Origin of the sequence: secondary endosymbiont of Heteropsylla cubana (assembly GCF_000287355.1) — a bacterium.
In the GTDB taxonomy this organism is placed as follows: Bacteria; Pseudomonadota; Gammaproteobacteria; order Enterobacterales; family Enterobacteriaceae.
Map to the genome: position 1 here is coordinate 888,112 of NC_018420.1, position 11,624 is coordinate 899,735.

The following is an 11,624-nucleotide window of genomic DNA, read 5'->3' on the forward strand; positions in this document are numbered from 1 at the left end:
ATTAAAATGAATATATAAAATATAATTACGTTATTTAATAATATGTTTTGGTATTTCCTAATTTTATATTACACTACAACAGATAGTAATTAAGGAGTTTATAGTGAAAAAGTGGTTATGTGTTTTTGGACTAAGCATAGTTTGCTTTATGCCTCCTGGAGCACATGCTTTTAATAAAATTGCGGTGGTTAATGTTTCTACTATTTTTCAGAAATTACCTCAACGAGTTGAAATTGCAAAAAAACTTGAAAAAGAATTTGAAGGACGAGCTACCGAACTTCAATCTATGGAGCGTGATTTACAGATAAATATGCAACGTCTACAAAATGGTAGCGCCACAATGCAATCTAGTGAACGTCTTTCATTAGAAAATGCGCTGATAGCGCAACGCGAAAATTTTTCCACTAAGGCGCAGGCTTTTGAACAAGAAAATCGTTATCGACAAACAGAGGAACGTAATAAGATTCTTAAACAAATTGAGGAGGTTGTAAAAAATATAGCTATTAAAGAAGGTTATAATATAGTTATCGATGCTAATGCAGTTGCATATGCTGTAAAATCTAATGATATTACTGATGACGTTCTGAAGCAGGTTAAATAAGATATGTCTTCAATTCGATTAGCTAATCTAGCACAAGAGTTGCATGCACAATTGCATGGTGATGGTGATATTACCATCACTGGTATTGCTTCTCTGCGCAACGCAAAAATAGGAGATATTACTTTTCTCTTAGATACTCGCTCTTACGAAGAACTTTCTTCCTGTCAAGCATCAGCAATAGTCCTTACTTCTAGCAGTCTACCTTTTTTTAAAGGTGCCGCACTAGTAGTTAAAAACCCTTACTTGACTTACGCGCGCATTGCACAATTAATGGATACTACACCCAAACCTGCGGAAAATATTGGGTTAGGGGCATTTATTTCGCCTAGCGCAACCCTTGGAAAACGGGTTGCAATAGGATCTAATGCTGTAATTGACTCTGGAGTTATCCTTGATGATGACGTGATAATTGGCCCTGGATGTTTTATTGGAAAAAATACTAAAATTGGATCCGGTACTCAATTATGGGCTAATGTCAGCGTGTATCATAACATTTTTATTGGAAAAAACTGCATTATTCAGTCCAATTCTGTCATCGGTTCTGATGGATTTGGATATGCAAACGATTGTGGAAACTGGATAAAAATACCTCAATTAGGACGGGTTATTATTGGTGATAGAGTTGAAATTGGTTCCTGTACTACTATTGATCGCGGGGCCTTAGATGACACTCGTATCGGCAACGGTGTGATTATTGATAATCAATGCCACATTGCACATAATGTGATTATTGGTGAAAATACCGCAATTGCTGGAGGTGTTATCATGGCTGGAAGCTTAACCATCGGTTGTTCTTGTATGATTGGAGGAGCAAGTGTCATCAAAGGTCATATAACTATCTGTGATCAAGTTATAATCACTGGGATGGGAATGGTAATGCGACCGATCACTAAACCGGGTATTTACTCATCAGGGATACCGTTACAGCCGAATAAAGATTGGCGTAAAACTGCTGTATCAGTCATGGCTATTAATGATATACGAAAACGCATGAGAGCCATTGAGAAAAAATTAGATAAAATCAGTTAACTCAGTTGTGTGTTTTCTTGTCGAGATTGAAGCAGGCCCTGTTGTTAATGCTAAGTTTTTATAAACAGGAAGAGTATTTTGATTACTGACATTCATACTCTGCATATTGAAGAGATATTAGCGCTATTGCCTCATCGCTTTCCATTTTTATTAGTAGATCGTGTCTTAGATTTCGAAAAAGGAAAGTTCCTTTCGGCGATAAAAAACGTTTCTTTCAATGAACCTTTTTTTCAAGGACATTTTCCGGGTAAACCAATTTTTCCTGGAGTATTAATTCTCGAAGCTATGGCACAGGCGACCGGTATTCTAGCGTTTAAAAGTGCAAGTAAGTTGGCTTTAGGAGAGCTATATTATTTTGCTGCTATTGATAAAGCTCGATTTAAACGTCCTGTGCAGCCAGGCGATCAGATGGTTCTTAAAGTTGAATTTATTAAAGAGCGTCGAGGTGTCGCCCGATTTAAAGGTATAGCTAAAGTTAATAATGAAGTGGCATGCGAGGCATTAATGATGTGCGCTCGGCGTAGGGAGGCGTGATTAGGTGATTGATCAATCAGCCTTTATACATCCTAGCGCTATTTTGGAAAAAGGGGCTATCATTCATGCCGACGTACATATTGGCCCGTTTTGCATTATTGGCTCACAAGTTGAAATTCATCCCCGCACAATACTGAAGTCTCATGTAGTAATAACTGGTATTACTAGAATTGGGGAGGATAATCATATTTATCCGTTTGTTTCACTGGGAGAGGTAAATCAAGATCTAAAATATGCTGGAGAGATAACGCGAGTTGAAATTGGAAATCGTAATTGGATAAGAGAAAGTGTTACTATTCATCGAGGGACTATACAAGGTGGAGCAGTTACTCGAATCGGTAGCGATAATTTACTAATGGTGAACACTCATGTAGCTCACGACTGCACAGTAGGTAGTCACTGTATTATGGCAAACAATACGACACTTGGTGGACATGTAGAAGTTGATGACTACGCGATTATTGGAGGCATGACTGCAGTACATCAGTTTTGTGTCATTGGAGCTTACGTTATGATTGGTGGTGGTTCTGCTATAACACAAGATATTCCACCTTTTATATTAGCTCAGGGTAATCATGCTACCCCCTTTGGATTAAATGTTGAAGGATTAAAGCGACGAGGTTTTGATCGGCATTCACTAAAAGCAATACGTGCTGCCTACAAAATTATTTATCGCAGTGGAAAGACTTTAGATGAAGCTAAGCTGGAGTTATCAGCACTATCAAAAGAACATCAGGTGGTAAATGCTTTCCTCGATTTTCTTCCCCGATCCAAGCGGGGTATTATTCGATAATGATTTCATCATCTCTTATTACTATCGGACTGGTTGCTGGAGAGGCATCAGGAGATATTCTTGGAGCTGGATTAATACGTGCGATCCGAAGACATGTCCCGAAAGCTCGGTTTATCGGAATTGCTGGCCCACTGATGAAACTAGAAGGCATGGAATCCTGGTATTCTATGGAAGAACTAACAGTTATGGGGTTAATGGAAACACTTGAAAGGATTCCTAGAATACTTCGTATTCGTCATGATTTAATTGCGCGTTTTAGTATATTACGTCCTGACGTATTTGTTGGTATTGATTCACCAGATTTTACAATCTACATTGAAAAAAAACTTAAGCAACGTGGAATTCGTACCATTCATTATGTAAGTCCTTCTATTTGGGCATGGCGAAAGAAGCGGATATTTAAAATTCGTCAGGCTACAGATAACGTGCTTGCTGTATTACCTTTTGAAAAAGCCTTGTATGATAGCTATAATGTTCCTTGTCAATTTATCGGACATACTTTAGCTGATGTAATGCCTATTGAGCCAGATAAAAAATCGGCCCGTAAGTTTCTTAATATTCGCTCTGATGCGCTCTGCCTTGTTCTGCTTCCAGGGAGTAGAAAAAGCGAAATAGAAATGTTAAGTGCAGATTTTTTACGTGCTGCAGAGCAATTATATAAACGACTCCCCAAGCTAGACATTATTGTCTCGTTAGTTAGTCTCGAAAGACAAGTTCAGTTCGAAAAAATCAAATCAAAAGTTGCTCCTAAATTACCGTTACGATTATTGAAAAATCAATCTCGAGAAGCTATGACTGCCGCCAATGTAACCCTACTTGCTTCTGGTACAGCATCTCTTGAATGCATGTTAGCAAAATGCCCAATGGTAGTTGCTTATCGTATGAATCCATTAACCTTTTCGTTAGCACGTCGATTAATAAAAACTTCTTGGATATCCCTTCCTAATCTTCTAGCAGGTCGTGCGTTAGTAAACGAACTGTTACAAGAAGCCTGCCACCCAGAATCCCTTGTGAACGCACTTCTTCCTTTTTTGCATGAAAATAGACACGATTCGGCCTTGTTGGCTACATTCTCCCAACTACATCAACGAATTCGATGTAACGCTGATGAACAAGCTGCACGCGCTGTTTTGAAGCTTATTAGTAATCATCAATTTTTTTATAAAACGAACGCGTAAATCACGATATGATATGTTTATGTATTTTTTTATACTCCTATTGTTTTAAAGTTTATAATTCTAAAAAAAATCATAATTTTTACATGAAATATTAGTTTAACTATATTATGTGCTATAAATCAGTATAAACTTTTAATTATACATCCTAATAAAGTTGCTAGTGTAATATAATATAGAAACATGCAAATATAGATGAAATGCATTTTTTTGTTATCATATAGAAAGTTCTTCTTTTGTAATAATTCAAGATTCATTTTTGTCTTTATAAGATTTAAGATATTTCTAATATAACTTTCTGTAATTAAAAAATTAAATTATTTATTAAAAATACGAAAAAGCATTTCGAATAAAAATATTTATTATTATTCATAGAATGTCTTTTGTGTTAAAATGAAAAAAATTAGATTTTTTTTGAAAAAAAAGAATCAACAAAAAAAACAATATGTTTTAACGCGTATGAGTTTATGTCTAAAATAAAAAAACTGAATATAAATACCATAACTTTTATTAAATATTTTATGAGATACACGGCTAATAAATTATTCAGCTTATTTAGTGCGTAATGAGCTAAGTATCATCTAGTTGGTCTTCTCTAAATATAATTTTAATAATTCATTAAAATGATAATGTTTTTATGCAGAAAACAAAATAAATGTCCAATTAATATTCTGATCGTAACTAAAAAAACAGTTGATTCTCTATTTAAAAATAGAGAGTAATTGTAGAAAAAAAATCAACTTACTTATCAAGTTTACTAGATAAAAGAATGATTTTATAAATTTTTTTAATAGATGTTAATCTACATTACTTTCTTGCTATAACTATAAAAAATAGTTATAAAGTAATCATTAATATTTACATACATTTAAACTGTATAAAAATAAATTTTTTTAAAAAGACTAATTTTTAGTTATATAATAACTATTTTATGTATAGTTTTTATTGATCTCCCTTGTGCATTCGCATGATCAGATCATAAAACGAAGATACCATTCATATCAATATAGTTTATTTCAAAAAAAATCTTCCCATCTTACAACACTCACACACACACAATAACTCTATTACTAATTGCAATTATAGTATAATTTCATCAGAAAAACTTCTTAGCGAGTAAGAATATGGTTGAACCACGTTTTATTCACCTTCACGTACATAGTGATTACTCTATAGTCGATGGGATCATCAAAATTGGATCTTTAATTGATAAAGCTGCAGCTTTATATATGCCAGCTATAGCTATTACTGATTTCAATAATTTATGTGGAACTCTTAAATTTTACTGCAGTGCCTATAAAGTGGGAATTAAACCGATTATTGGTGCGGATTTTCTTATAAAAAGTGACATACTAACAAATGAAGTGGGAGAATTAACCTTACTAGCAGCCAATGACATAGGATATCGACATTTGACTTTATTAATCTCAGAAGCCTACAAACGGGGATATGGATCTTCTGGACTTGTAATAAATCGTGAATGGTTAATTAAATATAATAAAGGATTAATTTTACTCTCTGGAGGAAGAAAAGGCGATATTGGAAAATTGTTAATACGAGGAAACATGCTAAAAGTAGAAAAATGCTTGCTTTTTTACGAGAAATATTTTCCGAATCATTACTACATTGAACTAATTCGAACAAAACGAGAAGATGAAGAAAATTATATTCATGCTGCAGTAGATCTTGCGGCGCGTCGAGGGATTCCTATTGTAGCTACTAATGATGTGCGTTTTATCAACCAAGAAGATTTTAATGCCCATGAAATTCGTGTGGCAATACACCATGGTTTTACCTTAAATGATCCTAAAAGACCAAGGATTTATAGTCCACAGCAATACATACGCAAAGAAGAAGAAATGTGTACACTATTTGCTGATTTACCAGAAGCATTAACTAACAGCGTTGAAATTGCAAAACGTTGTAATATTTCTATTCCGATGGGAAAATATTTTCTACCAAAATTTCCAACTGGTGAGATATCTATAGAAAATTATTTAATAAAATGTGCACAAGAAGGATTAGAAAAACGATTAAGATTTCTTTTTCAAGACCCTAAGATACGTCGAAAAAAACGGCATCTATATGATGTACGTTTAAATGTTGAATTGAAGGTAATAAACCAAATGGGATTCCCAGGTTACTTTCTAATTGTGATGGAATTTATTCAATGGTCAAAAAATAACGGTATTCCTGTTGGACCTGGTCGAGGATCCGGTGCTGGATCATTGGTAGCTTATGCATTAAATATTACTGATCTTGACCCCCTAAGGTTTGATCTATTATTCGAACGTTTTTTAAATCCAGAACGCATATCACTACCAGATTTCGATGTTGATTTTTGTATGGAAAAACGAGACCTGGTAATTGAACACGTTGCTAAAACTTATGGTCGAGATGCGGTTGCTCAAATTATTACATTTGGAACAATGACAGCTAAAGCGGTAATACGAGACGTTGGGCGTGTGCTTGGCTATCCTTATGGATTTGTGTATCAAATTTCAAAACTAATACCTCAAGATGCTGGTATGACACTCGAAAAAGCTTTGTATATGGAGCCGCAATTACAATCAATTTATGATCGTGATGAAGAAATAAAAATTCTTATTGATATGGCTAGGAAGCTTGAAGGTATCATTAGAAATGTAGGAAAACACGCCGGAGGCGTGGTAATTGCACCGACAAAAATTACTGATTTTTCAGCATTATATTGTGATGCTAAAGGAAATCATCCGGTAACTCAATTTGACAAAAATGATGTAGAGTACGTCGGTCTCGTAAAATTTGATTTTTTAGGTCTTCGCACCCTAACTATTATTAATTGGGCTCTTGAGAAAATTAATAATCGACGCGAAAATCAAGGTCAGAGCCTTATTGACATTAAAACGATTCCGCTAGACGATAAGAAAAGCTTCGACATTTTACAGAAATCCGAAACGACAGGTGTATTTCAGCTAGAATCCCGAGGAATGAAAGATCTTATAAAGCGATTACAACCAGATTGTTTCGAAGACATGATTGCCCTTGTAGCTTTATTTCGTCCTGGACCTTTGCAATCTGGTATGGTTGATAACTTTATTGATCGAAAACACGGTAATGAAGCAATATCTTATCCTGATAGTGAATGGCAACATTTATCACTGAAAAGCGTATTAGATCCGACTTATGGAATTATTTTGTATCAAGAACAAGTCATGCAAATAGCCCAAGTTTTGGCGAACTATACTCTAGGTGGGGCTGATATATTACGCCGAGCTATGGGAAAAAAAAATCCAAGAGAAATGGTTACACAGCGCTCTATTTTTAAAAAAGGAGCTGAAAGCATTGGTATTGATGGTAAACTATCAATGAAAATATTTGATTTAGTTGAGAAATTTGCAGGTTATGGTTTTAATAAATCTCATTCTGCTGCTTATGCTTTAGTATCCTATCAAACCTTATGGTTAAAAGCTCATTATCCTGCTGAATTTATGGCGGCAACAATGACTGCAGATATGGATAATACTGAAAAAGTTGTAGGGCTAGTTGACGAATGTCTTCGTATGAACCTAAGAGTTCTTCCCCCGGATATTAATACTGGTCAATATTATTTTTATGTTAATTCAGATGGTGAAATAGTTTACGGTATTGGTGCTATCAAAGGGGTGGGAGAGGGGTTTGTTGAAGAAATAATTAAAGCACGCAATAAAAATGGCAAATTTACTGACTTATTTGATTTTTGTATGCGTATTAATATTAAAAAAATTAATCGGCATTCAGTAGAAAAATTAATTATGTCAGGAGCTTTTGATCGACTTGGATCACATCGAGCTGCATTAATAAATAATCTAAAAGACGCATTTAAAACAGCTATTCAACAAGCTCAAGCTGATAGTATGGGTCAAACCGATATGTTCGGAATATTACCTGGAAATTCAGTAGTGCCAGAAAAAGTCTCTAATAGCAATATAACACCATGGTCTAAGCAACTAATACTTGAGGGTGAACGAGAAACAATTGGATTCTATCTAACTGGTCATCCTATTACACAGTATCTTGATGAAATCGCACATTATACAACTGGAGAACGTTTAAAAGATATACACCCTACTGAGAACGGAAAAATCGTGAAGGCCGTAGGATTAGTGCTATCTTCACGAATAATACTTACTAAACGTGGAAACCGTATTGGAGTTTTTACACTGGATGATCGTTCTGGACGTCTAGACGTTATTCTTTTTCAAAATGTTTTAAAACAATATCAACATTTAGTAGAAAAAAACCGTATTCTTATCGTAGAGGGGGAAGTGAATCTTGATGAAATTAACGGTAGATTAAAAATGACTGCTCGAACATTAATGGATCTAAGTGAAGCACGTCAGAAATATGCGCGGAGACTTGTTGTCTCTTTAAGTAATAAGACAATTGATGAAAATTTTCTCAACCATCTCCAGTCATTATTAGAACCCTATCGATTTGGAACAATTCCAGTACATATTGCTTATCGAGGAAAATATGTATTAGGACGATTGCATTGTGGATCTGACTGGAAGGTAACACCAAGTGACCATTTACTTAATGATTTAAGACAACTTGTTGGAGATGAACATGTAGTACTAGAATTTAAGTAGTATAGGAATACTATGACTCTGAATTTTCTTGATTTTGAACAGCCAATTGCAGATTTAGAAGCAAAGATTAACTCGCTTGTTGCAATTAATCATCAAGATGAAACATTCGATATTAATTTAGATAAAGAGATTAGTCGGCTTCGCGATAAAAGTGTAGAATTAACAAAGAAAATTTTTTCTCATTTAGGAGCCTGGCAAGTAGCGCAGTTAGCACGTCATCCTATGCGACCTTATACGCTGGATTATATCCAACATATTTTTACTGATTTTGATGAATTGGCAGGTGACCGTATTTATGCTGATGATAAAGCTATTGTCGGCGGGATTGCTCGCCTCAATTCACGTCCGGTAATGATTATTGGACATCAGAAAGGTCGGGAAACAAAAGAGAAAATACGTCGCAACTTCGGTATGCCATCTCCGGAGGGGCATCGTAAAGCATTGCGGCTCATGGAAATGGCCGATCGTTTTCAATTACCGCTTCTTACATTTATCGATACTCCAGGGGCTCATCCAGGTATCGGTGCTGAAGAACGCGGACAAGCTGAAGCTATTGCAAAAAATTTACGTGAAATGTCAAGTCAGCGGGTACCTGTGATTTGCACAGTAATCGGCGAAGGGGGATCGGGGGGAGCATTAGCGATTGGGGTGGGTGATAAAATCAATATGCTGCAATACAGTACTTATTCAGTAATATCTCCGGAAGGTTGCGCTTCTATTTTATGGAAGCGTGCAGATAAGGCCCCTATTGCTGCTGAAGCTATGGGTATTATTGCCTCACGTTTAAAAGCGCTAGAACTTATCGATAATATCGTACCCGAGCCGCTAGGAGGAGCTCATCGTAATGTACAAGCAACGGCTGCATCAGTAAAAATGCAATTACTTACCGATTTATCAGAACTTGATACTCTGGATATAGAAGATTTACTAAAGCGGCGTTATCATCGTTTGATGAATTATGGTTATTGCTAAATAATCGATAAGGCTTCCTAGAAGAGTAGTGCTCTACAGCAGAGATAATAGCTATCTACCACTTACACATTGTGTAATTAGCTTTTAGGAAGCATATGTAAGAGATAATCTCTGATGTTAAATAAAAATATTCTTATATTACAACAGTTTTTAATGATTTTAGAAATATTCTTTTAACATAGTGAAAACCTATACCTATTTAGTACTTTTAAAATATTTTTTTTTAAAAAAGCAGTATGCTTATACTTCATATTATCTGTTTTTAAGTGGTTTCATAAAATAATATGCTGTTTAACAGTGAGTGGATAAAATAAATTCTCAAATATTCGTTGTAGATTTTTTAGACGCTATTATCCCCCTTTTTTTGTTTAATAATTTTTAATACACTACTTATTGTTTTTTCTTTTAGCTGATCTAAATAAACTAACTTTTTTAATATTTTAATTTTTTATAAATTTTAACTAAAGATGTTTATTTTTCTATATGAACGATGGAATATGCGTTTTTTTTAAAATAGATATTTCAAAATACTTTTTTTTGAAACGTTTGTCGCTTTTTTAATTAGCAAACAACCTAAATCACTTTCTAAAAATTTGTTTAAATGTAAAATGATATTAAGAAAACTCTCTAAAATTTATAAGTCTTTGAAGATGTACTATATCGAAATATATTAACAATGAAATACGCTTTCAGATTTAACTAGATCGCTAAATACTTATTTTATTACGATAAAATCTAAAAAGTCGATAAATTCAATACATCAAGTAATCTTGAACGATGATATCTCTTGGTACAAAAGAAGTCTAAAGTTGATAATCTAAAAAATAAGAATAAAATTCTATGAACATACAAAACTTAGAAGTGTATAATATTTTTTTTGATAAAGATTCATTTATTTTTATTACTAGTTAATCCGATCAGTCTTAATTTATAAAATATAAACATCGAAGTTAGGAGTCATTATTAACTCGAAGTTAATCTTCTATTTATCACAATAGCAAATGAAAAGATTTTTTTAATCTTATTAAACAAAAAGGACAAGAGTCAGACTATGCAAAAAAAACAAAATCACAAGATATCTGCCATAAATATTCTAGCCATTGATCGAGTAAATCCATATCAGGAAAAATCTGATGAAGAGTACATGAATAATGCTCAACTATTACATTTCAAGCGAATTTTAGAAGCTTGGCTTAATAAAATTAAAAATGAAATTGGCCGAAATTTTTTATATATACAAGATGAGGCAATGAATTTTCCTGACCCAATAGATCGTGCTGTGCAAGAAGAAGAATTTAGTTATGAATTAAGAACCCGTGATCGAGCATATAGGTTGATTAAGAAGATTTCGAACACTCTTAAGAAAATAGAAGATAACAATTTTGGATTCTGTGAATCTTGTGGAATTGAAATTGGTATTCGTCGTCTCGAAGCGCGACCAACTGCAGTTTTGTGCATTGATTGCAAAACTCTAGCTGAAATTCGAGAAAAGCAGATGGCAGGGTAAATTAATTTTGATTATAAATTTACATTTATATAAAAATCACCAGATTATTAATAATATCTATCAAATTAGATTCTGATTACTATATATTAATTTTGTATATTTTTAATATAGACCTTTTTCTATTGCACCACACATGATTTGTTTCCATTTTTAATACCTGTTTAATTGTTAACTTAAATATATATATCTACTACTTTTTTTATCAATTATACATACAATATATTAATCAACCATATAAGTTTATCGTATCTGTGTTATAGTATTGTTTTATCTATTGATATCAGTAATAATAAATCTAGAAGACATTGTTTAATATATGCTTTATTTAAAGCATTATTTCTAATTCATTTTTTGTCTAAATGTTTTTTTTAATTTTTAATTATAAAAACAACATAATTTTAGA

The 11,624-nt window shown here is 33.5% G+C and carries 8 protein-coding genes; all 8 read left to right on the forward strand.

The genetic code is table 11. The features are described from left to right. The first annotated feature begins 103 nt into the window (after positions 1 to 103). The 8 genes from A35E_RS02395 (at position 104) to dksA (ending at position 11,221) form a co-directional block, all read left to right on the forward strand. Positions 104 to 601, forward strand: a complete 498-nt coding sequence (locus tag A35E_RS02395; protein ID WP_014889091.1) for a molecular chaperone Skp — start codon at positions 104 to 106, stop codon at positions 599 to 601. A 3-nt stretch (positions 602 to 604) separates the two neighbouring features. Next, complete coding sequence (lpxD, locus tag A35E_RS02400; protein ID WP_014889092.1) at positions 605 to 1,630, forward strand: UDP-3-O-(3-hydroxymyristoyl)glucosamine N-acyltransferase; 1,026 nt, start codon at positions 605 to 607, stop codon at positions 1,628 to 1,630. A gap of 81 nt (positions 1,631 to 1,711) precedes the next feature. Continuing rightward, positions 1,712 to 2,164: a 3-hydroxyacyl-ACP dehydratase FabZ gene (gene fabZ / locus A35E_RS02405; protein ID WP_195909745.1), complete on the forward strand. Its 453-nt coding sequence runs from the start codon at positions 1,712 to 1,714 to the stop codon at positions 2,162 to 2,164. A gap of 4 nt (positions 2,165 to 2,168) precedes the next feature. Continuing rightward, entirely contained in the window at positions 2,169 to 2,957 is a 789-nt protein-coding gene (gene lpxA, locus A35E_RS02410) for an acyl-ACP--UDP-N-acetylglucosamine O-acyltransferase (protein WP_014889094.1), read from the forward strand. A 2-nt stretch (positions 2,958 to 2,959) separates the two neighbouring features. Then, positions 2,960 to 4,135, forward strand: coding sequence for a lipid-A-disaccharide synthase (gene lpxB / locus A35E_RS02415; protein ID WP_044105222.1), 1,176 nt, complete (start codon positions 2,960 to 2,962; stop codon positions 4,133 to 4,135). Between the two features lie 1,121 nt (positions 4,136 to 5,256). Continuing rightward, the gene (gene dnaE, locus A35E_RS02420; RefSeq protein ID WP_014889096.1) at positions 5,257 to 8,742 is read left to right on the forward strand and encodes a DNA polymerase III subunit alpha; all 3,486 of its coding nucleotides are present in this window, start codon (positions 5,257 to 5,259) and stop codon (positions 8,740 to 8,742) included. Positions 8,743 to 8,754: 12 nt separating this feature from the next. Then, positions 8,755 to 9,714 carry an acetyl-CoA carboxylase carboxyl transferase subunit alpha gene (gene accA, locus A35E_RS02425; RefSeq protein WP_014889097.1) on the forward strand — a complete coding sequence of 320 codons (960 nt, stop codon included), beginning with the start codon at positions 8,755 to 8,757 and terminating at the stop codon, positions 9,712 to 9,714. A gap of 1,051 nt (positions 9,715 to 10,765) precedes the next feature. Beyond that, positions 10,766 to 11,221, forward strand: coding sequence for an RNA polymerase-binding protein DksA (dksA, locus tag A35E_RS02430; RefSeq protein WP_014889098.1), 456 nt, complete (start codon positions 10,766 to 10,768; stop codon positions 11,219 to 11,221). Positions 11,222 to 11,624 lie beyond the last annotated feature (403 nt).

What these genes read in the sequence shown, in the direction of transcription:
- lpxD (WP_014889092.1), top strand. Translation starts at nt 605, where the DNA reads ATGTCTTCAATTCGATTAGCTAATCTAGCACAAGAGTTGCATGCACAA.
- dnaE (WP_014889096.1), top strand. Translation starts at nt 5,257, where the DNA reads ATGGTTGAACCACGTTTTATTCACCTTCACGTACATAGTGATTACTCT.
- accA (WP_014889097.1), top strand. Translation starts at nt 8,755, where the DNA reads ATGACTCTGAATTTTCTTGATTTTGAACAGCCAATTGCAGATTTAGAA.
- dksA (WP_014889098.1), top strand. Translation starts at nt 10,766, where the DNA reads ATGCAAAAAAAACAAAATCACAAGATATCTGCCATAAATATTCTAGCC.